Source organism: Peptoniphilus equinus, from assembly GCF_027921445.1.
Classification (GTDB): Bacteria; Bacillota; Clostridia; order Tissierellales; family Peptoniphilaceae; genus Peptoniphilus; species Peptoniphilus equinus.
In genome coordinates, this window is record NZ_CP115667.1 from 621318 (window position 1) to 645094 (window position 23777).

Below are 23777 nucleotides of genomic sequence, written 5' to 3' on the forward strand. Positions count from 1 at the left end.
AGAAATAAAAAAGGCTGTGAGTATTGAAACTCATAGCCTTTTATCTTGCCACCTAAAGACTCTCTAAATCAGTTTTTCTAAAATCCCTAATTCAACGAGCCTTAGGCTCCTCTTTTTTTATTATTTTCCTGTGAGTGTTTCAATGGTGTAACCCATATCTTTTAAATAATCTAAAACCGATTGGTCGGAGGTGTAGTGACCGCTTCCTACAACGACCATGTAAGTTTTCTGGTCTTTGGATTTCAGCAGTTCATCGATTTTTTTTGCCATGTTCGGATTGCGATCTTTCAGAAGATATTCGGTGAAGGTATCACCGGAAGTAAACATGGTGTGAAAGAATGTTGCATCGCCTTTTACCCAAGCTTGTTTCATGGCTGAGGTTTCATCAGCAAGTGCTTTGCCCTTGTCCTGCTCAAGTTGTGTCAACAGATCTTCGATGAGAGGCGTATAATTGTCATCTCCAAAATTCTTCAGAAAATCCATTTGGAAATCCATCGATTCCACTTCGCCGATAGGTTTCTCCATCAATTTCGCATTGATGAGCAGATAATTGTCCACGCCGAAGACGGCGCCGTTCGGATCATTCACCAGCGGCAACGACGACAGAGTGTTATAGAGTCCCGCCAAGGACATGTCGGCATAGCTCGATTCCGGTGCTCCGAAACTGTCCATGAGCTTTTTCACTCTGGCATAGAGCTCAGGTGAGAGCGCCTCTTGTAAAGGCTTGTCGCCGTGGAGTAATACGGCGGCTTGCTCCGCAGTTATCGGGTTGGTGATGTCGGCTTCCACATACAGCATGTCGCTCTCATTGAAAGCTTTCATAATGTCATCGTCAATAGGATAGTAACCGGCGTCTCCGACGTGAATGGAACCGAGGAAGTAGACGGTGTTGCCGTTGGCCTCCGTCTTATAGAACACCCCTTTGGAACCCATATTGTCATCATAGACGGCATCGGTGACGGCTCGGTTATAGAAAGTCAGAGCTTGTTCCAAAGTGACGGTGCTCTCCAATGCTAAGTCATCGCCGTTACCTTGGATGAGCTCATTCTTTTTAAAGTAGTCCAGAGCGTCGGTGTATGCGGTGTCGTCGTATTTACCTACGATGTTATAGATGTCAATCAGCACGTCGCTACGAGTGAGAGCGTCGTCTGAGGTTTCTGCTTTAAAATTTTTGTTTTCTTTGAGATGGTAGCCGGCAAGTTTTTTGGTTGCCGTTTCAGCCAACGTGTTTAACTCATCCTTGGTCGCAGGAATCGTGAAGTCTCGTTGAGATTCAACTCCGACAGGGTACAGTCCCTGCATTTGAGCATCATTGACGTATTGTACAGCCCAAGGGCTGAGTTTTAAATTATTTACAGCCGGAGCTTGAGCCTCAGCGGCAAATGCCGGTGCCATCATGGTGAGGGAAACCCCTAAAGTGAGAGCCATACGTTTGATAGGTCGTGCGAGTTTAAACGATAGTTTCATAATACCTCCTTTAACTATTGTGTTATAAGCATACCCAAACTGACCACTTATAAACTCAAGGGTATACTTGGCGGCATTCTATATAAAAAATGCATGACCTTCTTTTCCAATTGAATAAAAAAAGGGATGTGATACAATGAAATGGAGGAAAACAATTACTTCATTAGTGTACTTAATACAACATTCAAAAGGAGAGATTACATGAAAGCGTTAATGGTTGACTATATGTCTGAAGTCATCGACGAAGGTCTCAAAGAACTGGGTATCGAACTGGACAAGGAAATGCTTCCTACCAGCGAGCGTTTGGCAGAGATCATTGAACCTTATGACATTCTTATTATGCGTGTGGATCCGTTCATCAATAAAGAAGTATTAGATGCCGCAAAGAATCTTAAGGCCATCTTTGTCGGTTCTACAGGAACTAACCACATTGATAAGGCTTATGCTGCAGAAAAGAATATTCCAATTCACAACTCACCGGGACAAAACGCCAATGCCGTTGCAGAACTTGTATTTGCCAAGGCGCTGGATCTCTATCGCAATACCGTTCAAGCTCAAAATGAAGTTAAAAACGGTGTGTGGAATAAATATCGTTGGATCGGTCGAGAACTGAGAAATAAGACCATGGGTATTATCGGCTTCGGCGCCATTGGACGTCGTGTTGCAGAGATTGCCAATGTCTTTCATATGGACGTACTGGCTTATGACCCGTTCTTAAAGCCAGCTGATATCAAACAAGACTATGTTAAACTCACCGACTTGGATGAAGTTTTGGAAAATTCCGATGTTGTGACACTTCACGTGCCGCTGACTCCGGATACTAAAGATATGCTGAACAAAGAGTCCATGGCTCGTATGCGTGAAGGCGCCATCATTATCAACGCAGCTCGCGGCGGCGTCATCAACGAAGATGATCTCTATGATGCTATCAAGTCCGGTCACCTTGGCGGAGCTAACTTGGACACCCTTGCTGATGAACTTGGCACCGGCGGATTGGACACTATGGATGTACCGGTATCTTCCAAACTGTTTGAACTGGATCGTGTCTATGTGACACCACACATCGGTGGCTCCACTCAAGATGCACAAAACGACATCGGCCATGTCGTGCTCGAAAACCTTAAAAAAGAATTTAATTTATAATCTTATCACTTCAAGCCACACCTTAACCGGTGTGGCTTTTCTATTTTGTATAACCATGAGGCCGGGGGTATAATAAACTCAACTATATCAAACTTATAAGGAGTAGTTTATGGCGAATTCAGTGTATATGTTGATCTTTTTAATCGTTGCGGTGTATCTCGTGGTCCTCTTTGACGGTTACTATCGTGCGTCGAAGTACAACGCCGGTGTGAACCATCTGGTTCGGGAGAATTTTGGGAAAAGGGCATCTGAACAGAGCCTTCAGGACGACAAACTTCGTGAGCTCTACGATGTGTTAGGCAGCATGGGAGAAGGCGATGTGGATGACATCACTTTTGATGATTTGGAACTGCTAAGGCTGTTTAAGACACTGAACCACTGTGACACCAATGCGGGAGAGCATGTACTCTATCGTATGCTTCGCTCGCAACATTTTGACTTGGCTTACCACAAGGCGCTTCTAGCTAAGCTCAGTGCCATCGAGGGGGATGCGAATCTGCTGGCACTTAAAGTGGAACTGCGCAAGCTCGGTTATTCCAAACGATCGTTGGTGCCGCTACTTCGAGACGGTGTCGATCTGAGGTTGGTCAAAGACTACAAACTTCCCGTACAGGTGATGGGGTGGGCCATTGTCCCTCTACTTATAGTAAGCGTGTTCAATCCTTTTCTGCTGCTCTTCGTGCCCTTTTTACTCGGGACGAATTGTTATCTCAACTATCAGATGAATAAGAAGCAGGCGGCGAATCTGTTAGATTTCAATGCCTTGTCGGCACACTTCAAGGTTTTTAAAAAGTTAAATGCCGTGCCGGTTGCAGGTTTAGAGGAAGAATTTCAAGAGCTGAACCGGCTGTTTAAAGACCTTGCTTTTTATCACAAGGCGCTGTCGCGGATAGGATTTTCCGCCGCCGCAACAGAAGCTGAAGCGCTGGGAAAGATGTTGGATATTATCTTTCTCATCAGCTCGCGCCGTTTCTTTAAGCTTGCCGACCGGTTGAACCGAGATAAAGATAAGCTCATGGCGTACTATCATGTTATCGGCATGATAGATGCCTATCTCGCCTTGGTCTCCTATAAAATCAGCGAGAATTTAACGGCGGTTCATTTTGACGGAACCTTTAAAGGTGAGGACTTGCGTCATCCTCTCTTAGGCCGAGAGCAGGTGAATCAGTCCTTTGACTTCACCGGCTGTGATATTCTTCTTACAGGATCTAATGCTTCAGGTAAATCGACGTTTCTACGGACGGTGGGGATCAGTCAAATTTTTGCCAATGCCTTCTCCATGGCACACGGGACCTTGTCAACCAAGCCTATGCCGGTGCTCAGTGCGATTGATATCAGCGATTCCCTTGCACAGAACATGAGCTACTTTATGAAGGAGACGGCGGCGATTAAAAGAATGGTCGATGTCTCGGGCGACAAACTGCTTTTACTGGATGAGATCTTTAAAGGGACGAATACCATTGATCGCATCAGTGCAGCGTATGCGACACTCAGCTACTTACAGGAAGACGCCGTCGTTTTAGCGGCGACCCATGACATTGAGCTCACTACGATGCTTCAAACCTTTACCAATTACCACTTTGAAGAAGCAGTGGCGGACGATGACATCTATTTTGATTATCGGCTTAAAGATGGACCCGCCACCTCGCGTAACGCTATTCGCATTCTCGAGCTTTTCGATTATCCGACGACCATAACGGAGACGGCACGTGATCTTGCTAAACATTTGGAAGCACGCAGTGCCGCTCGGACAGCCCGGATATAAATTGATTACATTCATACAGAACGAAGAGAAAGAAGGACATTTGTGAAGATATATTTAACACGACATGGTGAGACGACATGGAATGTGGAAAATCGCATTCAGGGACAATTGGATTCGCCGTTGACAGAGGCAGGTATTGCCATGGCCGAAACTTTGGCGGAATCGGTTCAAGACTTACACTTTGATGCTATCTATACGTCAGATTTGAAACGTGCTGTGGACACGGCGGCGATTATCGCGAAGGGTGCACCGTTGACGATGTGCCCCGAGCTGCGGGAACTGGATGTGGGGGACTGGAGCGGCAGGAAGTTTACCGATATACAGGCGGAGAACTCCGAGGCGTATCGGATGTACTTTAATTCGCCCCATCGTTTCCGTCGGGACACCGGCGAGTCTCTTGTCGACTTGTCCGAGCGTGTGGCGGCATTTTTTGAAAAGTATATTTTGGGTTCTGAGGACGAGACGGTACTGATTGTCAGCCACGGTGTCACCATTGCCGCCATCTTCAACTATATGGAGGGCGTCACACTGGAAAACTTTTGGACCAATCGGGTCCGACGCAATGCTATGTTTAACATTATCGAATACAGCGGCGGCACCTTCAAGATTTTACAAAAAGCACCGAAGAACCCTATCGACACAATTTAGTTATTGAGAAATCATAGATTTATTATTATAATAACAATAGGAGGAATCCAATGGAGATACACGGACCAAAGAAGTTTACCACCAATGAATATACCGACATCAAAAAAATACTCGGCGTCATCAGCGGCAAAGGAGGCGTAGGCAAGAGCTTTGTCTGTCAGAATCTGGCGGTTCAGCTGCGCCGTCAAGGCTACAAGGTAGGTATTTTAGATGCGGACATCACAGGCCCCTCAGTGCCCAGTGCCTTCGGTATCGGAGGACAAGTCTACAGCGACGGGAAAAATATTACACCTGCTGAGTCGGCTACAGGTATTAAAGTGGTGAGCGTGAATTTAATTTTGGATCGCCCGACGGATCCCGTCTTGTGGCGTGCACCGGTTGTGGGCTCAGCCATCTCGCAATTTTATGAAAATGTCAACTGGGGCGAATTGGATTATCTTTTGGTGGACATGCCGCCGGGGACCAGTGATGTGGCCCTGACTGTGTATCAGTCTCTGCCGGTGGACGGTGTGGTCATTGTCTCCTCACCTCAGGATCTGGTTGAAATGATTGTAGAAAAGGCGATCAAGATGGCGAAAATGATGACGGTGCCTGTCGTGGGGTTGGTTGAGAATATGGCATATTTTAAGTGTCCTCACTGCGGCGAGATCACCTATCTCTACGGTGAAAGCAAACTTCGTGCTCTGGCTTCTAAGTACGACATCCGGGCCACACTTCAAATCCCGATGGACAGTATGTACTCCCGATTTATTGATGAAGGTCAAGTGGAACACTTGAATCTCGAGGGCATGGATCACTTTGCAAAGGATGTGGGCGCATGTATGATTTAATTGTCATCGGCGGCGGCCCGGCCGGACTCAGTGCCTGTATCTACGCCGGCCGAGGTCTTCTTAATACGCTGCTTTTAGAAAAGCAGACTTTCGGCGGGCGAATTAAAGATACGGAGCTGATACGAAATTATCCTGGCATTGAAGACATCACCGGCGATGATTTGGCACATCTCTTTTTGAAACACGCCGAAAACACGGAACTGATTGAGCGCATGCGAGGCACGGTATCGAAACTGGAAGTGATGGATGACTATTTTAGAGTTCATACCCTTCGTCGAGGCATCTATGAAGCCAAAACGGTGATTCTCGCCATGGGGACACGGGAGCGTATTCTCGGGATTCCGGGTGAGGCACAGTTCTCCGGTTTCGGAGTGAGCTATTGTGCGACGTGCGATGCGGAGCTCGTCAAAGATAAAGATGTCTATATTGTAGGCAGTGGCAACGTGGCTCTTGAAAGTGCTGACTTTATTGCCAAGTTTGCCAACTCCACCACCATTATTTCGGTTCATGACACCGGGATTGTAGATGGTGATGCGTCGACGTTTAAACGGCTGTTGAATAATCCGAAAATTGATTTTATTTACAATGCGAAGGTGCGTAGTATTAACGGTGACGAGCACGTGAGTTCGATTACCATTGAAGTGCCGGACGGTGTACATACAATGGACTGCGAAGGGGTGTTTATGTATGTGGGCAGCACCCCGGAAACAGAGTTTTTAAAAGACATGGGCATTTTAAACGACCAAGGTTATATTGAAGTGGACGAGCGTATGCGCACTAAAATTGCCGGTCTTTACGCTGCAGGGGATTGTACCACGACCACCTTGCGACAAGTGATTGTGGCGGCGGCTGACGGGGCAAAGGCGGCGGTATTTGCAGAACGATATTTACGAGGTGATCGCCGATGATTTTTCAAACGGGCACCACATTTTATAATCCGGAGAAGTGTTTTAACGGTCTGAATCTTGTCGCCACACCGAATAAAGGTGTGCTCCTCTTTGATATGAACGGTAACGAAATCCAACACTATAAGATGATGGGTATGCCGGCAAAGATGCTTCCCGGAGGGAACATTGTCGGAACCGGTCGATTTCGAAATTCCAGCATTGCGCCGCAGGACGGGGAAAGTCTGATTGAAGTCAACCCGCGTGGGGACATAGTGTGGCGTTATGATAAATTTCGCTTTCTGGAATCCGAGTCCACCTATAGCGCCCGGGCTCATAGCGACTATCAGTGTTTGCCCAATCCGGTAGGTTCTTACGTGCCGGGATTGCCTAGGGAGCGGGGTAATACGTTGATCCTCGGTCACGATACCGTCTATAACAAAGCGGTATCTGATAAGCCGCTTTTGGATGAAGTCATCTATGAAGTGGACGATCAGGGCAATCTCGTGTGGAAGTTCTCCTTTACCAATCACTTTGATGAGATCGGCTATACTGAAATTCAAAAGAATGTCATGTATCGCAATCCGAACGTCATTGCAGGTACAGGCCTCGGAGATTATCTTCACATCAGTTCCTTTGCTGTCCTAGGCGAGAACAAGTGGTACGATCAGGGGGATCGACGTTTCCATCCTGAGAACATCATTGTCGCCTCGAGACAATCGAACTTTATCGCCATTATCGACAAGAAAAAACGAAAGATTGTCTGGCAGATCGGACCGAAAGAGAACGAGGTTTTTCGAACTTTTCACGGTATTATCGGGCCCACTCATATTCAAATGATTCAGAAAGGGCTCAAGGGCGAGGGAAATATCTTGCTTTTTGAATCCGGTGCCGAATCCGGGTATGGCGTTGCCAATTTAAATTCCGCCACGGGTCTTAACAGTTATCGACGAGCTTATTCACGGATTTTGGAATTCAATCCCATTACCTTTCAAGTTCAGTGGAAAGTCACGCCGAAAGATTTAGGCTATACGACCTCACTCAACGGCTACAAATTCTATGCACCTTACGGAGGCTCCCTTCAGCGTCTTCCAAACAACAATACACTGGTCTCCATGGGCTCGGCGGGGATTATGTATGAGATTACTGAAGATCATGAAGTGGTATGGCGCTGGGTCTGTCCTTATACGGTTAATCCCGAGGGACAGTTTGCGATAAAAAACTACATTTACGGCGGTTATCGCTATCCTTATGAGTACTACGATGTTAAGACGAAAGAAAACGATGTGCCCCATTTTGCTCCGATCAAAGTAGCGCTTACTGAAGTCCCCGGCGCAGAACTCAGTGACGATATCGACTTTATGACCATGGCTATGGAAACGGATGAAGAAATTCAAAGTGCACGGGATCTGATGTCGATGGAGACATCAAAGATTCGTTTTATCTCGTCGGAAAACTTCACGAAACGTCTTGGGGAAAAACCGGAAACGATTGTCATTTATGGCGGCAATCACTGCGTGCACTGTAAATCGGTGCGGGAGCTCACCACTGAGCTTCTGACAGAAGAGTTTACGGACATCAATGGGTTTTACATGGCTCTGGATGAAAATCAAAGTGTGAGAGATAAACTCGACATCACCACCATCCCTCTCACGATCTTTTATAAAGACGGTGTGGAAGTGCACCGTTTTACTGGGGAAATCAGCTACGACGACTATGCCATTAAGATAGAAAAATTTTTGTTGTAGCTTGGTATTCCGCTACAAACAGGTTAATTTTTTACACAGCCTCACTTAGCACACCAAAGTAATATTACTTTATAGTTATTGTGCTTTCGGGGGATGTGTGATAAAATTAGAAAAATATATTGTAGGAGGATAATTATGAACAAGAAGTTACTTAGTATCGCCATGCTCATGCTCATGCTCATGCTATCATTGGCACTCACTGCTTGCGGTGGCGGCAATAAGGCTGCTGAAAACGGCGGCAATGCAGCTTCGGCTGAGACAGAAACTGCTGCAGAAGGCGTTATGCTTTTTGCTAACAACGGTTCTGAACCGGGCACGTTAGACCCCGCCCTTGCTCAAGGTACTCACGAATCCTATCTTCTCAACCACATGTTTACAGGGTTATTACGTTATGACAAAGAAGGGAATCTTGTTCCCGGTGTCGCCGAGGATATGCCAACAGTATCCGAAGACGGTTTGACTTACACCTTTAAAATTAAAGACGGGTTGAAATGGTCTAATGATGACCCTATTACTGCTAAGGACTTTGAGTTCTCTTGGCTCCGTGTTTTAAATCCTGAAACCGCCTCATATTATGCTTATCAACTTTATTATGTTAAAGGTGGTCAAGCTTACAATGAAGTGGAACGTCCGGGCGTTTACTATGTGAAAGATGCTGACGGCAATGATACTGATGAAGTGGATCACGAAGTGACGATCACTGAGGCCGATAAAGAGGGCTTGGATCTTGAAGGCAAGAGTGAGGAAGAAATTGCCGATGCAGTCTATGCAAGCTGGCTGGAAAAAGCTCGTGCCAATGTCGGCATTAAAGCGGAAGATGACAAGACTTTAGTTGTTACTCTTGAAAATCCTTCGCCATTTTTCCAAGATTTAACTGCTTTCTATACACTCTATCCGGTCAACCAAAAAGTGGTAGAAGCTAACCCTGATTGGGCAAAAGATGCGTCCACTCACGTTTCCAACGGTGCATTTAAGCTTAATAAATGGGAACACAACTCCTATGTTGAAACGGTGAAGAATCCGAACTGGATTGATGCCGACGAAGTTAAACTTGGCGGTATCACCTGGGAAATCATGGAAGATATCAACACGGCATATCAAAACTTTGACACCGGCAAGTACGGTATCGAGGTCGATCCGCCAACCGAAGTTCTTGCACAGCTTATTGAAAAGCAAGATCCACGTGTGGTTATCGGGGAACAAGTTGGTAACTATTATTACAGCTTAAACAACCTGGTAGCTCCTGAGGGTGTCAATCCGTTTACTAACGCCAACATCCGTAAAGCTTTCTCCATGGCGCTGGATCGTAAGTCTATCGTTGAAAACATCACCAAGGGCGGTCAAACTGCTGCTGAAGGTTTAGTACCTTTCGGTCTTTTGGATGAAAATGGCGCTGAATGGCGTACAACCAACGGCAACTTAATCAAAGAAGATCCTGTTGAAGCAAAGAAACTTCTGGAACAAGGTCTCAAGGAACTTGGTATCACTGTTGAAGATTTGAATGATCTTGTACTTCTTTACAATACGTCCGAATCCCATAAGAAAATAGCTCAAGCGGTTCAACAACAATGGAAAGTGAACCTTGGGGTAACCATCAATTTGGAAAATGCTGATTTCAACGTGAAGTTAGCTCGTGAAAAGGTTCATGATTTTGATATCTCCCGTGGCGGTTGGGTAGGCGACTACAGTGACCCGATGACCATGATGGATCTGTTCGTAACAGGTGGTCCTTACAATGACGCCGGTTATAGCAATCCTGAATATGATAAACTCATTGAAACAGCTAAGACCAGCCCGGATCAAAAAGTCCGTATGGATGCCATGAGACAAGCAGAACTTATCCTCATGGAAGATATGCCTATTATTCCGGTTTATTTCTATACTCAACCATATTTAGTACAAGAAAATATCAAGGGTATTTATAAACCGCTTCTTCAATATCCAATCTTAACTTACGCTGAAGTTCAATAGTTCAAGAAAATTGAGCTCCTCTTGGAGCTCTTTTCTTATCTCTATTCAGTTTGGGAAAGGAAGAAAACATGCTAAAGTTTATCGGTAAACGTGTTGTGATGTCTTTTTTCACTATCTTTTTCATCATAACACTCACATTTTTTCTTATGCATTCTGTGCCAGGCAACCCTCTTCAACAAGAAGGTAAGATGCCGGAGACGGTATATCGAAATTTGGCTAAAAAATATGGGTTAGATAAGCCTGTTTCAGAGCAATATACACTTTACTTAAAGAATATTATCAGAGGGGACTTTGGGGAGTCCATGAAGTCCAATACCGAGACAGTTAACGAAATGATTGCACGTGCGTTTCCGGTTTCAGTACGACTTGGTCTTCAGGCACTGGTGTGGGCCCTGATTTTCGGACCGCTTTTGGGTGCGCTTGCAGCCCTCTATCAAAATAAGTTTCCGGACTATCTGTCGATGATTATAGCGATTATCGGGATCTCCGTACCGTCTTTTATCATGGGGACGCTGCTCATTCAGACGGTTGGGAGGGGAACCGGTTTGCCGCTGAGCGGATGGGGTACTTTTAAGCACACCATTATGCCGTCGATTGCCCTATGTATGATGCCTACGGCACAAATTGCACGGCTTATGCGCTCTTCCATGTTGGAAGTTTTGAGTCAGGATTATATTAAGACCGCAACGAGCAAAGGTATTTCCAAGGCGATGGTCATTTTACGCCACGCCGTGCGTAATTCTATTTTACCTATCGTATCTATTCTGGGGACGATTACGGCGGATCTTCTTATGGGATCTTTCGTTGTAGAAAAGATTTTCGGGATACCGGGTCTTGGGCGCTTCTTTATTAAGGCCATCACTGACCGTGACTATACCTTGATTATGGGCACTACGGTGTTCTATGGGATTGTTCTTGTAGGGATGATTCTGGTTGTAGACATTGCTTATGTACTTATTGATCCTAGAATTAAATTTGAAGGAGGAAAAACGGCATAATGGAACGACAATTTTCTCCTGATATGTTTACCAAAGTCAATCATGACGAGGCTCATGCAGAGCGCATTAAACGTCCGACAATTAAGTACTGGTCCGATGTATGGCGGCGATTAAAAGCCAATAAGCTGGCCATGCTAGGGATGGTTATTATTATTTTCATGGTCATTTTTGCCATTGTGGGGCCGATGATTTCCGGCTACACCTACGATGAAATGGATGTTATGAATATGAATAGCCATCCTAACAGTCAATATTGGTTCGGTACGGATTCTCTTGGACGAGATCTGTTCACCCGTGCGACTTACGGTGCACGTTATTCGCTGCTTATTGGGTTTTTAGCGGCCTTTATCAACATTACCGTAGGGGTTATTTACGGCGGGATTGCCGGAATGAGCGGCGGCAAAGTCGATGCCGTGATGATGCGTATCGCAGAAATCATCTACTCTATTCCGTATCTTCTGGTGGTTATTTTGCTGTCTGTAGTGTTTGCTCAAAAAGGCTCGGGAACCTCTTTTGGTGTCATGGTCTTTGCAATGACGCTATCCGGATGGATTCCGACGGCGATTCTTGTACGTGGTCAGGTGTTGTCTCTTAAGGAATCGGAATATGTCATGGCTGCCCGAAGCATGGGGGCTCGTGACAATTGGATTCTCTTTAAACACATCATCCCTAACACTTTGGGACCGATTTTGGTCAACCTGACCTTGATTATTCCACGGGCCATCTTCTCAGAAGCCACGTTGGCTTTTGTATCCCTCGGTTTGCAAGATCCGTTGCCATCCCTTGGCAATTTAGCTAACAGCGGGATAGAAGTCCTTGCTATTGGCATGGGTTATCAAATGCTTGTACCGGGCATTATGATTTCTCTTATTATGTTCGGCTTTAATGTACTTGGCGATGGGCTTCGCGACGCCTTGGATCCTCGTCTTAGAAAGTAGGCTAAAATGGAAAGATTATTAGATATTAACAATTTACAGATATCCTTTAAAACTTTCTTTGGCGAAGTGGAGGCAGTTCGCGGGATATCTTTTCACGTCAATAAAAAAGAAACCCTCGCTATTGTTGGAGAAAGCGGCTGCGGCAAGTCGGTAACCGCCAATTCCATTATGAAGCTGCTTCCTGATCCTCCTGCTTTTTATAAAGGCGGCAGCATTCTTTTTAATGGCGAAGAAATTATTACGAAAACTGAAAAAGAAATGCAAGATATTCGCGGCAAGCAAATTTCCATGGTCTTTCAAGACCCGATGACCTCTCTGAATCCAACGACGAAGGTGGGCAAGCAAATTATTGAAGGTCTTATGCGCCATGAGGATATTTCCAAAGAAGAGGCCATGAAACGGGCTATTAATATTTTGGATCTTGTCAGTGTGCCAAAACCTGAAACACGGGTCAATCAATATCCTCATGAATTTTCAGGGGGGATGCGGCAACGGGTCATGTTGGCTATCGCACTGGTTATGCATCCGCAGCTTATGATTGCCGACGAACCGACGACGGCATTGGATGTGACTGTCCAAGCTCAAATTTTGGATTTGATGAAGGATCTGCAAGAGAAGTTCGGCATGAGTATTATTCTCATTACCCATGACCTGGGCGTGGTTGCCGATATGAGCAACCGTGTATGTGTCATGTATGCCGGTCAAATTATGGAGCAGGGAAGCACGGAATCTATTTTTAACAACACGCTCCACCCCTATACCCGAAAACTCCTTCTCTCCGTGCCTCGATTGGATATGAACAAAGAAGAAAAGCTTCACGCTATTCATGGGACACCGCCGGATCTGTACATTCCACCTAAGGGATGTCCGTTCTTTGATCGTTGTGACGAAGCGATGAAGATTTGTGAAGAGCATCCGGCACCGGTCACTTCCCACGAAGAGGGACACACTTGCCGATGCTGGCTCTATAGTGATGAATACAAGGAGGTTTTACATCATGGAAACTAATCAAATGAGACAACCTCTTGTCAGTGCTCGCAATATTAAAAAGCATTTTAAAGTTAAGCAAGGCACCCTCAAAGCTGTGGATGGTGTGAGTTTTGACATTTATCCCGGCGAGACGTTTGGTCTTGTCGGCGAGAGTGGCTGCGGGAAATCGACCACGGGCCGTACGATTCTTCGTTTGGTGAAGCCAAGTGGCGGCGAATTGTTCTTTGACGGCGTCGATATCTTCAAACTATCCGAGGCGGAGCTTCGGAAAAAACGTCGCGAATTTCAGTTTATCTTTCAAGATCCCTATGCATCGTTAAACCCTAGAATGACCGTGGAAGCCATTGTTGAAGAACCGATGATTATCAATGGTCTCTACAAAGATGACAAGGAACGCAAGGCTCGCGTGATTGAACTCTTGCAATTGGTGGGTCTGTCTGCAGAGCACGCCTCTCGCTTTCCTCACGAGTTTTCCGGCGGACAGCGGCAGCGTGTAGGGATTGCGCGGGCACTGGCTGTCAATCCGAAGTTCATCGTATGTGACGAACCGATTTCGGCACTGGATGTATCGATTCAAGCTCAAGTTATCAATATTCTTATCGAACTGCAAAAAAAGATGGAATTGACGTATCTCTTTATTGCACATGACCTATCCATGGTGCGCTACATTTCGGATCGCGTCGGAGTGATGTATCTTGGGAATATGATGGAAGTTGCGGCGTCGGATGAACTTTACAGCCATCCGCTTCACCCTTACACCAAGGCGCTGATGTCAGCCATTCCGATTGCGAATCCGGAAATTCAACGCAACAAGAAGCGCATTGTCCTTCAAGGGGAAGTACCAAGTCCGATAGACCCTAAGGACGAGTGTCCGTTTGTGGAGCGCTGTCCAATGGCGGAAGGTAAGTGCCGTGAATCCAAACCGGCCCTTAGAGAAATACAGCCGAAACATTTTGTGGCATGTCATTTAGTTTAAGAAAGGTGAGCTCAGCTCACTTTTTTTGTGTCATGAACTAAAAGTCGGCATGAATCTATGTTTTTTCGGTCGGCATTTTAACTTGGAGCGCCCGCCGTACAATCCATAGTTTCGATTCGCGAACCATGAATAATTAGGGTATAATTCAAACATATTTTAAGTTTAACGAGGAGGTACTATGCATCAGTATAAGGGGCGTCTTATCGTTCACACCGGGTCTATGTTCAGCGGTAAGACTTCCAGTTTAGAAAAAGATATTAAACGGTTTAAGATCGCGGGGTACAATACGGTGGCCTTTAAACCTACTTTGGATACTCGATATAACAAGGACACCATTACGACCCATGACAACACCATGATTGAAGCTTTGCCCTGTCCCTCCATTGAGACAGTGCTAGAATATGTGGCACACCATGACGTCGATGTTATCGGTATTGATGAAGTCCAATTCTTAGAAGGTGAGCTGACGGATATTTTAAACGCTGTGGATCATATCTTAAAATTAAAAAAGACGGTGGTGGTGGCAGGGCTGGACATGGATTTTGAAGGGAATCCTTTTGCCATTGTCAAAGAACTGATGCCGAGGGCTGACTATTTAACCAAACATCACGCCGTCTGTACCTGTTGCGGCGCCGATGCCTGGGTGTCACATAGAAAGAGTGCAGATAAAAGTCGCATTGTCATCGGAGCAGCTGAAGAGTATGAACCGCTTTGCCGGAATTGTTACAACGAACTGATTGACAAAGAAACAAATAATAGCTTATAATTTAAACATAAATTTATAAAAGGAGGAGAGCATATGACACCACGTGAATCCGAAATTATGGAACTGATAAAAAAGACGCCGACCATTACACAGCAAGAGATCGCCGATATACTTGATATTAAGCGCTCCTCTGTGGCTGTGCACATCAACAATTTATCCAAGCAGGGCTACATTTTGGGGCGTCGCTATATTGTACGGGCTGAGCCTTACATCTGTGTCATCGGCGGTGCAAATATGGATATTATTGGCTATCCGGAAGGCGAGATCATTCAAAAGGACTCCAATCCCGGCAGCATTCGTCGTTCTACCGGGGGGGTAGGTCATAATATTGCCGTGAATTTAGCGAAGCTTGGTGCGTATACGTCGTTTATTACTGCACTGGGCAATGATCAGGACGGTGACATTCTGCTTCAGGAGCTTAAAGAGATAGGCATTGATGTGGACCACCTCTATATCATGGATAAGTATCCTACTTCCACGTACCTTGCCATTTTAAATGAGCATCGTGATATGGAGTTTGCCATCAATGATATGAAAATTATTGAAGAACTCACACCGAAGTTGATTTTCAAAAGGAAGAAGCGCATTGAAAATGCGGAGTTCGCTGTGTTAGATACCAATTTATCCCACGATACGATCAACTATATTTTAAAGGAAATTCGACAAAAATATTATGTGGATTGTGTCTCTGTCCACAAAGCTAAGAAAATTGAGAGCAACCTGAACCGTATTTATTTCTTAAAATGCAATAAAATTGAAGCGGAATACCTGGCGGGGATGACCATTGACTCCATCGAAGACGGCTACCAAGTGTGTGATATTATCATGCGTAAAGGGGTTGAAACTTTGGTGGTCACTATGGGAGATAAAGGTCTCATCTATAGTGATATGAAGCATAAAGAGTTTTTGGCGAGTGACAAGGTGGATGTGATGAATGTATCCGGGGCCGGTGATGCCTTTATGGCTGGGTATATCTATGCCGACTTTAACGGCTTTTCACTGGACAAAAAACTGAAGATGGCGATGGCTATGTCTCGTCATGTCCTTCAAACGGAAGAGACTACCATTGATGCCATGGCAAAGAACAGTATTAAAAAGGAGATGGAATTATGTTAAATCAAGAACAAATGAAAAAGTATATGGTCTTTAGTGAAGAAGTCCGTGACGCTTTGGAACACAATAAACCTGTTGTCGCATTGGAATCCACTATTATTTCTCATGGTATGCCTTATCCTGAAAATTTGGAGACGGCGCTTTCCTGTGAACGCATTGTGAGAGAAAATGGCTGTGTACCGGCGACTACTGCTATAATTGGTGGCAAGATTCACGTGGGCCTCACCGAAGAGGAACTCAAATTCATGGCAACATCGAAGGATATTATTAAATGTTCTCGTCGTGACTATGCTTATGTCATTGCGAACGGACTTAACGGGGCGACTACGGTTGCAACATCCATTTTAACGGCGTCCCTTGCAGGTATTAAACTGTTGGTTACCGGAGGCATTGGCGGGGTGCACCGTGGCGCAGAAACCACTTTTGATATCTCTCGCGATCTTCAGGAACTTGCTACGCACAATGTCACCGTAGTGTGTGCCGGCGCGAAGTCCATTTTAGATATCGGTTTGACGTTGGAATACCTAGAAACTTTCGGGATACCGGTTTATGGCTATCAAACAGATGAAATGCCGGCGTTTTATACGCAAAACTCCGGCTTCAAATTGGACTATCGCATGGACGATGTCGAAACTATTGCCAAGTCTATCAATACAAAGCGGGAACTGGGCTTAGATGGCGGCGTGTTAGTGGCCAATCCGATTCCTGAAGACGCGGCGATGGATGCTGCTGTTATCGGAGAAGCCATTGACCTCGCTATTCGTGAAGCTGAAAGAGAAGGTATTCACGGCAAGGAAACCACACCGTTCCTTCTCTCCAGTGTTCTCAACGCCACCGGCGGTCAATCCCTCACCTCGAATATTTCTCTTGTGGAAAACAACGCAAAAATAGGCGCACAAATTGCAAAATATCTTTACTAAATCTACCGCAGATAGCCGTGTGAGTTTTTCCCATGCCACTGTGCCGGAGGATCTTAATGAAGGCGGACATGTCTATGGTGCACGGCTTTTGGAGTGGGCGGATAATCTGTCTGCTGTCATTGCCATCTCTCACCGACGAGGCGGTGTGACCACGGCATCCTTTGACCAGTTTGATTTTATTCGTCCCATTAAGCTTGGAGATTTTGTTCACGCAAAAGGCTTTATTTCAGGGACAGGACCTCATTCCATGGAAATCTTCATTAAGTTTATCGGTGAAGATTCCGTCACCGGAGATAGATATCTTGCGGCAGTGACCTTTATCACCTATGCAGCTCGTCGTCTTAAAGAAGGGGAAGTCGTTCCGGGGATTGTGGGCGATACGGAGGAAGAAAAAACTATTATTGCAGGTTACGAAGGACGGCGTATGCGTGTCAAAGAGAAAATAGCACGCAATCAGGCCTTGTTTACTGCGATTAATTTGGAAAAAGATTGATCCATCTCGGCGGACAGGCGGTCGAGCAGGTCTGTGTGGCTTCTTCGGTTGCTATGGGAGATGACTAAGATTTTGATTAGAGATACGGTTAAAACCGTGTCTCTTTTTTATTGAGAGCGATGACATTGAGGCGTATCCAGCGCACAGACAGGCTTGTCCTGTAAGCGGAAGAAGCCGATGCGGTGACGGATTGCTATACAACTCGACAGCTAAGGTTAAGATGCGGTATGAGTTTATGCGTAGTAGTTATACGCAAACAAAAAAGAGGCTTTAGCCTCTTAGATAACGATATTAAGGGTGATTAGGGCTGTGACCATACTGACCAGTCCGACAGACCCTGCATATTTGATAAAGCTGACGAAAGAAAAGTGGCAGTCCAGCTCTTTTAACATGTTGGTCCACATGATGCCTGCAAGAGCTCCTACCGGTGTTAACAACGCGCCGACATTGGAACCTATAATGGATGCAAAAGTCGCCGGAAAAAAGGCGGAGGATGTTGCGAGGGGACTTAGCAGCTGTGAATAGACGACACTCATGGGAATATTGTTGATGACATTGGACATGATAAAAGACGATATACCGAAGGATAGCACGGGGTTATGATTGGCCATGTACACTGACGCCTCGGTGAGCAGGTCTGTTTTAGTGAGTGCCAGTACCATAATAAACATGGATACGATAAAGGGAATTATTTCTAAGGGCATTCTCTTACCGGCTCGGACAAGATAGGTGGGTTTCTTTCTTCGAATAGCGGAGAGCACCGTTATTGAAAGCACAAGGGATATAAAAAATCCAACTGATATTTTCCACATTTGTAAATGCAATAGAGACGAGGCGGCCATTAATAGAATACACACGCCGAGGTGACTTAAACACAGTATGACGGCGGGTTTATCCTTGAGTGTTGTATCAACTTGAGTGATTGTCATGTTTTCGTCCAGACTTTTTCTGAAAATGAAAAACAAAAAGACAAATGAGATGATACCGCTCGCTACAGTGGGAACAATCATGGTGGTCATGTATTGAAAAAAGTTGATTCCCGCACTGGTGGCGAGATAAATATTCGTAGGATTTCCTATGACTAAAAACATCGACCAGGTGTTGGCGGTTACAAACGACGCAATGAGATAGGGTAGAGGGTTTATTTTGGCGTTTCTGGCAAAGTAGACGATAAAAGGTGTGAAAGTTAAAATGATGATGTCATTTGAGGTGAAGATGGTTAAGATGGCCACTGTGATATACAGTGACAAAAATAACAGCCTTTGGCTGGAATTCGCCAACGCAATCACTTTGTTCGCCAAATAGACAAAAAATCCGACTTCCTCTAAGACGATAGACATAAAGGTCATTGATAAAAACAGGGCCAGGATTTGTACCGGGTTTATTGAGGATTGGGCTGTCAGTCCGGCCAGCACTTCGTTGAGGCTGATGTGACCCGAGCACAACATAGTCAGTGCGCCCAAGATTGGTGCGATGACATATAAGGCGATGGTATATTGCCCGACTTTCACCGTAGGCTTCAATAATATCAGTCCAATAAGAAGCAGACTGGAGACAATAAAAATGAGTAAAACTTCTTTCATACAAGCTCGCTTTCTTTAAAAACATTAACTGACCAATTCTATATCTTTTCCGTGGCAGTGTCAATGCATGAATAAATCTTCCTGCGAATTTAGGGGCTGATCGTCAATGTTTTTTTATTACATGCAGTAATGGTGCAAGTGAATTTGAATAATTAAATTTTTTATCAAACGGGAGGTAGTATGGAATAGTTTTAAATATAAATAGGGAGTACATTTATGTACTCCCTATTTGTTCTCATATGCCAATAGTATCAGCTATCTTAGTCAAGACTTTTGATAGTATCGTTTCTTAGCGCTTCGCGCGTCTATATCCGGCTGCTTGAGCCTGTGCTTCGGTGTCAAAGTATACGGCATTTTTTGAACTCACTTTATCATAACTTGCGCCGCCTGGCACATGGTAAATACCGCTATTTTTATTGCCGATAATTTTGCCTTGCGCTTGGTCGCTTGCGGGCAATGGTACAGTGTCACCACTTACGGCGCGTACCACATACGCTTCTTGGAATGTATTGGCAGATACAGGGATGATGTAGCCATCGCCGATTACCACTGTTCGGTTGTTGTTATCCCAATCTACCTGTAGACCTAGGTTTTCTGCAACGACTCGGATTGGTACCATAGTTCTATTGTTGTAAAGGATTGGTGCAACATCGAGCTTCTGTGCTTGCTTATTTTCTTCTTGAATATAGGGTTCGTTGATGCGCAAAGTGAGCGTAGTTTGATCCGGTTTTTTCAAAACAACCGTGAGTGTTTCCGCGACCCACTCGACTTCATAGCCTAGATTTTCGGAAATAATTCTTAGCGGGACAAGAGTGCGATCATTTTGAATGATAGGGTCTACATCGGAATTGAGATATTGCCCGGACATCCAAAGTCTCACAGGTGCGGCTTCGTCAGCGTGTGTTGGAACTGCAAAGCTAAATAACAAAAGCAAAGATAGAACCAAAGGTGAAAAATATCTTTTTTTCATAAAAACCTCCAAAACTAATTTTCGTACGATCTGTACGAGTTACATTAATTTTCTTTACGAAGGAGAAATACCTTCTCTTTAAGTGGCTTAATTTTACTATATCTTAGAGTAGTATGGCAGTTTTGATTTTATTTTAAGTTTGTTGAAGGTACTGTGTCTGTATGGCGTGTTTCAAGAATGGGAGATAGAAATATTAAAAGGCTTATAGGGAGCGGTCTCGAGTTTGGAAAAAGAAACATGAACATTTTGATAAAACATAGAGGTGCAATTAAATTGGAAAATTTGCAATAAACAAAAAGCTGTTGAAATAAAAAACACTGTTTTAGTCAATCTGAGACTAAAACAGTGTTTTTCAATGTGGTGCGGAAAGCGGGACTTGAACCCGCACGTGATTTCTCACACATGCCCCTCAAACATGCCTGTCTGCCTATTCCAGCACTCCCGCGTGTCACTAGATACATATTATACTAGCTCAAAATTAAATTGTAAAGAGTATTTTAAAAATAATTTTAAAATTCCACTTTGTAGAATTTTGTTAAATTCATAGCAATGATTTCTATTAAATGCTATAATAAATAAAGTATGTTATGTATTTATCAATATTGAATACGAGGTGAATTAAATGAGTTCGAATCTCACTTTTAAAGTGGGCGGTGTACATATGGATGAACACAAAGGACTTAGTGAATCATCGCCAATCCAGCGATTACCTGAACCTAAGGTAGTCTATATTCCTATGAGCCAGCATATTGGAGCCCCATGTACTCCAACGGTTCAAAAAGGGGATAGGGTGCTTATGGGTCAAACCGTTGGTACGAGCGATGCATTTATTTCAAGTGATGTGCATGCTTCCGTTTCCGGCACGGTGCTGGAAATCAAAAAGATGTATACGGCTGATGGACGGTTTTGTGACTGCGTTGTCATTGAAAACGATGGCATGAATGAAGCTCAAACTCCAAATCCTATTTCTAATTATGACAGTCTTCCGGTGGATGACTTTGTCGACTTCACAAAGAAGATGGGTCTTGTGGGAATGGGGGGCGCCGGATTTCCTCTTCATGCCAAGCTGAAAGGTCAAGTGCCTTTGGACGAATGCATTATCAACGGGGCGGAGTGTGAGCCCTACCTGACCTGCGATCATCGCATTATGCTTGAGAAGACGGCAGAGATTTTGGAAGGTCTTAAAATTTTTGCGAACTTCTACAATCCAAATGTGTCGTATATGGCCATTGAAGAAAATAAGCCGGACGCCATTAAACGGATGAATGAAGTGATTGCAGCGACGCCGCGGTTTAAGAATTTGAAAGTGGTCAGCTGTCAGACTAAGTATCCGCAGGGCGATTCTAAGCGGCTTTCAGAAGCTGTCGTTGGTCGTATCGTGCCTCAAAACGGGGTGACCAATGATGTGGGTGTGTTTTTAACCAATGTGGGTACCACGCTTGCTTTCTATGAAGCGGTTGTGGAAGGTAAATCGTCCTATGAACGGGTGATTACTGTAAGTGGTGCCGGCATTAAAGAGCCGAAGAATCTCTTGGTTAAAGTTGGTACACCGGTTCAAGACATTATCGACTTTGCAGGCGGTTTAAATGACAATGCGGTGGAAATTGTCTGTGGCGGTCCGATGACGGGCAAAAGCGTCTTCGATATGCAAAGTCCTATTACGAAAACGACATCCGGTCTTCTCGCCCTCTCTGCAGAAGAAATGCAATTGGAAGACGAATCGCCTTGTATTCGTTGTTCGCGGTGCGTGGATCACTGTCCGGCACATATCAATCCGACGACGATCAACAGTGCAATTTTAAAAGAGGACGTTGAGTACTGCGCTGAGCTTCATGCGGACCAATGTATGGAATGCGGCATTTGCTCTTTTGTCTGCCCTGCTAAACGTACTCTGGCACCGTCCGTCAAACTTGCAAAGCGAGAAATCAAAATGCAAGCTATGAAAGCTAAAAACTAGGGAGGGAATTATGGATAATACAAAACAAAATCCTACAGTTTCGGAACGCTTTGTATCACTTGCCCCTCACGTACGGAGTAACGATACAACACAGAAAATTATGCGCGATGTGATTATTGCCCTTGTACCGGCAATGGCAGGCAGTATTTACTTCTTCGGTATGAACGCCGCCATGCTCATGGCAGTGTGTGTCGCATCCTGTGTTTTAGCTGAATTTATTTTCCAAAAAGCGATGAAAAAAGAAGTGCGCATCGGAGATCTCTCTGCCGTGGTCACCGGGATTCTTATCGCTTTTAACTTGCCTGCTACGGCACCGTGGTGGATGGCTGCTTTTGGTTCGGCATTTGCTATTATAGTTATTAAAGAATGCTTTGGCGGTATCGGATCCAACTTTATGAATCCTGCTATTGGAGCACGTATCGTCATTATGGCTTCCTGGGCCAAGCTCATGACTGATTATGTCAGTCCGGAAATGGTCAAAAACGGTGGTCAACTGGTAGTTAATGATGCGTGGGCTGTAAGCAGCGCGTCTGCAGATGCTGTAGCTTATGCCACGCCGCTAGGAATGCTAAAAGCCGGTACTTACGAGCAACTGCCAAGTCTTATGGATATGGCTACCGGCAATATTGGTGGTGTTATTGGTGAAACATCGGCTATTCTTCTACTTATAGGTGCACTCTATCTCATCGTGCGAAAGGTGATGTCACCGCTTATTCCGGTGGTCTATATTGCGACGACAGCAGTAGTATTGGTCATTGCAGGTGTGCCCGTTGAATATCTGCCATATCACATTCTCGGCGGCGGATTGATTCTTGGAGCTTTCTTTATGGCAACGGATTATGCTTCGTCGCCTATTAATGTGAAGGGCAAAATTATTTTTGCCATCGGTTGCGGGGTGGTCACTGCCGTTATCCGTACCAAGGCATCGCTGCCGGAAGGGGTTTCTTATGCTATTGCTCTGATGAATGTATGTACACCGCTTATCGATCGTTTAACACGTACAGAAGCATATGGGGAGGCGAAATAAATGAAAGAGCCAATTAAATTCGGTTTAATTTTACTTATGTTTTGCGCCATCAGTGCCGGCCTGCTCGCTTTTGTCAACGGACAAACCGCAGATGTTATCGCTAAAGCTCAACTTCAAGCCACTTTGGATTCCTATGAAACTATTTTCGGAGATGAAGCGGACGGCTTTGAAGTCTATGATGAGACAAAACTTGCTGCGCTTCAAGCCACGTATCCTGAAGTGGATGCTGTCTTTGTTGCCACTAAAGGTGGTCAACCGATTGGATACGGTATTAATTTCATTGCCGGCGGTTATGGCGGCAATATGACCAATGCAATCGGTATTAAACGTGAAGGGGATCAAATCCTCGGATTCAGAAATATTGTGAATGCGGAAACAAAAGGTTTCGGGACGCAAATTCAAGATGAACCGTACTACACCTCATATGAAGGCAAGTCTGCGGCAGGGGAGCTGACCATTAGCACCAATCCTCAAGCAGAAACTGAAATCCTTCAGATTTCCGGTGCAACGGTTACGTCTAAGGGTGTGGCCCGCGGGGTGAATATTGCCCTTCAAGCCTACAACAACGTTTTAAAAAGTGAATAGGGGGT

21 protein-coding genes and 1 tRNA gene are annotated in these 23777 nt (G+C 44.9%); 18 read left to right on the forward strand and 4 right to left on the reverse strand.

Features of this window, described 5'->3' with window-relative positions:
- Window positions 1-120: 120 nt before the first annotated feature.
- Complete coding sequence (locus tag O6R05_RS03045; protein WP_271192063.1) at window positions 121-1467, reverse strand: TraB/GumN family protein; 1347 nt, start codon at window positions 1465-1467, stop codon at window positions 121-123.
- Window positions 1468-1668: 201 nt separating this feature from the next.
- Here O6R05_RS03045 and O6R05_RS03050 point away from each other — a divergent pair, with 201 nt between their 5' ends.
- The 15 genes from O6R05_RS03050 (at window position 1669) to O6R05_RS03120 (ending at window position 17650) form a co-directional block, all read left to right on the forward strand.
- On the forward strand, window positions 1669-2610 hold the full coding sequence (locus O6R05_RS03050) for a D-2-hydroxyacid dehydrogenase (protein WP_271192064.1): 942 nt from the start codon (window positions 1669-1671) through the stop codon (window positions 2608-2610).
- A 109-nt stretch (window positions 2611-2719) separates the two neighbouring features.
- Window positions 2720-4375 (forward strand): MutS-related protein, encoded by a 1656-nt coding sequence (locus O6R05_RS03055; RefSeq protein ID WP_271192065.1) that lies wholly within the window; start codon window positions 2720-2722, stop codon window positions 4373-4375.
- A gap of 42 nt (window positions 4376-4417) precedes the next feature.
- Entirely contained in the window at window positions 4418-5023 is a 606-nt protein-coding gene (locus tag O6R05_RS03060) for a histidine phosphatase family protein (protein WP_271192066.1), read from the forward strand.
- Window positions 5024-5073: 50 nt separating this feature from the next.
- Window positions 5074-5853: an Mrp/NBP35 family ATP-binding protein gene (locus O6R05_RS03065; protein WP_271192067.1), complete on the forward strand. Its 780-nt coding sequence runs from the start codon at window positions 5074-5076 to the stop codon at window positions 5851-5853.
- Complete coding sequence (locus tag O6R05_RS03070; protein ID WP_271192068.1) at window positions 5841-6761, forward strand: NAD(P)/FAD-dependent oxidoreductase; 921 nt, start codon at window positions 5841-5843, stop codon at window positions 6759-6761. Before O6R05_RS03065 ends, O6R05_RS03070 begins: the two co-directional genes overlap by 13 nt.
- The gene (locus O6R05_RS03075; RefSeq protein ID WP_271192069.1) at window positions 6758-8485 is read left to right on the forward strand and encodes an aryl-sulfate sulfotransferase; all 1728 of its coding nucleotides are present in this window, start codon (window positions 6758-6760) and stop codon (window positions 8483-8485) included. Before O6R05_RS03070 ends, O6R05_RS03075 begins: the two co-directional genes overlap by 4 nt.
- A 135-nt stretch (window positions 8486-8620) precedes the next feature.
- Window positions 8621-10456 (forward strand): peptide ABC transporter substrate-binding protein, encoded by a 1836-nt coding sequence (locus O6R05_RS03080; RefSeq protein WP_271192070.1) that lies wholly within the window; start codon window positions 8621-8623, stop codon window positions 10454-10456.
- Window positions 10457-10554: 98 nt separating this feature from the next.
- A complete protein-coding gene (locus O6R05_RS03085; RefSeq protein WP_271192288.1) occupies window positions 10555-11454 on the forward strand; it encodes an ABC transporter permease in 900 nt (299 codons plus the stop codon).
- Window positions 11454-12392: an ABC transporter permease gene (locus tag O6R05_RS03090; protein WP_271192071.1), complete on the forward strand. Its 939-nt coding sequence runs from the start codon at window positions 11454-11456 to the stop codon at window positions 12390-12392. The genes O6R05_RS03085 and O6R05_RS03090 overlap by 1 nt, the downstream gene beginning before the upstream one ends.
- 6 nt (window positions 12393-12398) lie before the next feature.
- Complete coding sequence (locus O6R05_RS03095) at window positions 12399-13400, forward strand: ABC transporter ATP-binding protein (RefSeq protein ID WP_271192072.1); 1002 nt, start codon at window positions 12399-12401, stop codon at window positions 13398-13400.
- Window positions 13390-14358, forward strand: a complete 969-nt coding sequence (locus O6R05_RS03100) for an ABC transporter ATP-binding protein (protein WP_271192073.1) — start codon at window positions 13390-13392, stop codon at window positions 14356-14358. The genes O6R05_RS03095 and O6R05_RS03100 overlap by 11 nt, the downstream gene beginning before the upstream one ends.
- A 178-nt stretch (window positions 14359-14536) precedes the next feature.
- Window positions 14537-15124, forward strand: a complete 588-nt coding sequence (locus O6R05_RS03105) for a thymidine kinase (RefSeq protein ID WP_271192074.1) — start codon at window positions 14537-14539, stop codon at window positions 15122-15124.
- A gap of 33 nt (window positions 15125-15157) precedes the next feature.
- Entirely contained in the window at window positions 15158-16240 is a 1083-nt protein-coding gene (locus O6R05_RS03110) for a PfkB family carbohydrate kinase (protein ID WP_271192075.1), read from the forward strand.
- Window positions 16234-17157, forward strand: coding sequence for a pseudouridine-5'-phosphate glycosidase (locus tag O6R05_RS03115; protein ID WP_271192076.1), 924 nt, complete (start codon window positions 16234-16236; stop codon window positions 17155-17157). The genes O6R05_RS03110 and O6R05_RS03115 overlap by 7 nt, the downstream gene beginning before the upstream one ends.
- On the forward strand, window positions 17138-17650 hold the full coding sequence (locus O6R05_RS03120; RefSeq protein WP_271192077.1) for an acyl-CoA thioesterase: 513 nt from the start codon (window positions 17138-17140) through the stop codon (window positions 17648-17650). Before O6R05_RS03115 ends, O6R05_RS03120 begins: the two co-directional genes overlap by 20 nt.
- A gap of 278 nt (window positions 17651-17928) precedes the next feature.
- On the opposite strand, the gene O6R05_RS03125 is transcribed toward O6R05_RS03120, so the two are convergent.
- From O6R05_RS03125 to O6R05_RS03135, 3 genes are all read right to left on the reverse strand, one after another.
- A complete protein-coding gene (locus tag O6R05_RS03125; RefSeq protein ID WP_271192078.1) occupies window positions 17929-19233 on the reverse strand; it encodes an ArsB/NhaD family transporter in 1305 nt (434 codons plus the stop codon).
- Between the two features lie 289 nt (window positions 19234-19522).
- Window positions 19523-20203: a stalk domain-containing protein gene (locus O6R05_RS03130; protein WP_271192079.1), complete on the reverse strand. Its 681-nt coding sequence runs from the start codon at window positions 20201-20203 to the stop codon at window positions 19523-19525.
- A gap of 358 nt (window positions 20204-20561) precedes the next feature.
- Window positions 20562-20648: transfer RNA gene (locus tag O6R05_RS03135), tRNA-Leu, on the reverse strand.
- Window positions 20649-20825: 177 nt separating this feature from the next.
- Between O6R05_RS03135 and rsxC the strand changes: the two genes are divergently transcribed.
- The 3 genes from rsxC to O6R05_RS03150 are packed head-to-tail and all read left to right on the forward strand — an operon-like array spanning window position 20826 to window position 23772.
- Window positions 20826-22160 (forward strand): electron transport complex subunit RsxC, encoded by a 1335-nt coding sequence (rsxC, locus tag O6R05_RS03140; RefSeq protein ID WP_271192080.1) that lies wholly within the window; start codon window positions 20826-20828, stop codon window positions 22158-22160.
- A 10-nt stretch (window positions 22161-22170) separates the two neighbouring features.
- Window positions 22171-23187, forward strand: a complete 1017-nt coding sequence (locus O6R05_RS03145) for an RnfABCDGE type electron transport complex subunit D (RefSeq protein ID WP_271192081.1) — start codon at window positions 22171-22173, stop codon at window positions 23185-23187.
- A complete protein-coding gene (locus O6R05_RS03150) occupies window positions 23188-23772 on the forward strand; it encodes an FMN-binding protein (RefSeq protein WP_271192082.1) in 585 nt (194 codons plus the stop codon).
- The last annotated feature ends 5 nt before the right edge of the window (window positions 23773-23777 follow it).

Excerpts from the sequence above, each read along its gene's own strand:
- O6R05_RS03095 (WP_271192072.1), top strand. The coding sequence starts at position 12,399 with ATGGAAAGATTATTAGATATTAACAATTTACAGATATCCTTTAAAACT.
- rsxC (WP_271192080.1), top strand. The coding sequence starts at position 20,826 with ATGAGTTCGAATCTCACTTTTAAAGTGGGCGGTGTACATATGGATGAA.
- O6R05_RS03075 (WP_271192069.1), top strand. The coding sequence starts at position 6,758 with ATGATTTTTCAAACGGGCACCACATTTTATAATCCGGAGAAGTGTTTT.
- O6R05_RS03125 (WP_271192078.1), bottom strand. The coding sequence starts at position 19,233 with ATGAAAGAAGTTTTACTCATTTTTATTGTCTCCAGTCTGCTTCTTATT.
- O6R05_RS03080 (WP_271192070.1), top strand. The coding sequence starts at position 8,621 with ATGAACAAGAAGTTACTTAGTATCGCCATGCTCATGCTCATGCTCATG.
- O6R05_RS03070 (WP_271192068.1), top strand. The coding sequence starts at position 5,841 with ATGTATGATTTAATTGTCATCGGCGGCGGCCCGGCCGGACTCAGTGCC.
- O6R05_RS03100 (WP_271192073.1), top strand. The coding sequence starts at position 13,390 with ATGGAAACTAATCAAATGAGACAACCTCTTGTCAGTGCTCGCAATATT.
- O6R05_RS03150 (WP_271192082.1), top strand. The coding sequence starts at position 23,188 with ATGAAAGAGCCAATTAAATTCGGTTTAATTTTACTTATGTTTTGCGCC.
- O6R05_RS03105 (WP_271192074.1), top strand. The coding sequence starts at position 14,537 with ATGCATCAGTATAAGGGGCGTCTTATCGTTCACACCGGGTCTATGTTC.
- O6R05_RS03130 (WP_271192079.1), bottom strand. The coding sequence starts at position 20,203 with ATGAAAAAAAGATATTTTTCACCTTTGGTTCTATCTTTGCTTTTGTTA.
- O6R05_RS03145 (WP_271192081.1), top strand. The coding sequence starts at position 22,171 with ATGGATAATACAAAACAAAATCCTACAGTTTCGGAACGCTTTGTATCA.
- O6R05_RS03055 (WP_271192065.1), top strand. The coding sequence starts at position 2,720 with ATGGCGAATTCAGTGTATATGTTGATCTTTTTAATCGTTGCGGTGTAT.
- O6R05_RS03085 (WP_271192288.1), top strand. The coding sequence starts at position 10,555 with ATGTCTTTTTTCACTATCTTTTTCATCATAACACTCACATTTTTTCTT.
- O6R05_RS03090 (WP_271192071.1), top strand. The coding sequence starts at position 11,454 with ATGGAACGACAATTTTCTCCTGATATGTTTACCAAAGTCAATCATGAC.
- O6R05_RS03110 (WP_271192075.1), top strand. The coding sequence starts at position 15,158 with ATGACACCACGTGAATCCGAAATTATGGAACTGATAAAAAAGACGCCG.
- O6R05_RS03050 (WP_271192064.1), top strand. The coding sequence starts at position 1,669 with ATGAAAGCGTTAATGGTTGACTATATGTCTGAAGTCATCGACGAAGGT.
- O6R05_RS03115 (WP_271192076.1), top strand. The coding sequence starts at position 16,234 with ATGTTAAATCAAGAACAAATGAAAAAGTATATGGTCTTTAGTGAAGAA.
- O6R05_RS03065 (WP_271192067.1), top strand. The coding sequence starts at position 5,074 with ATGGAGATACACGGACCAAAGAAGTTTACCACCAATGAATATACCGAC.
- O6R05_RS03045 (WP_271192063.1), bottom strand. The coding sequence starts at position 1,467 with ATGAAACTATCGTTTAAACTCGCACGACCTATCAAACGTATGGCTCTC.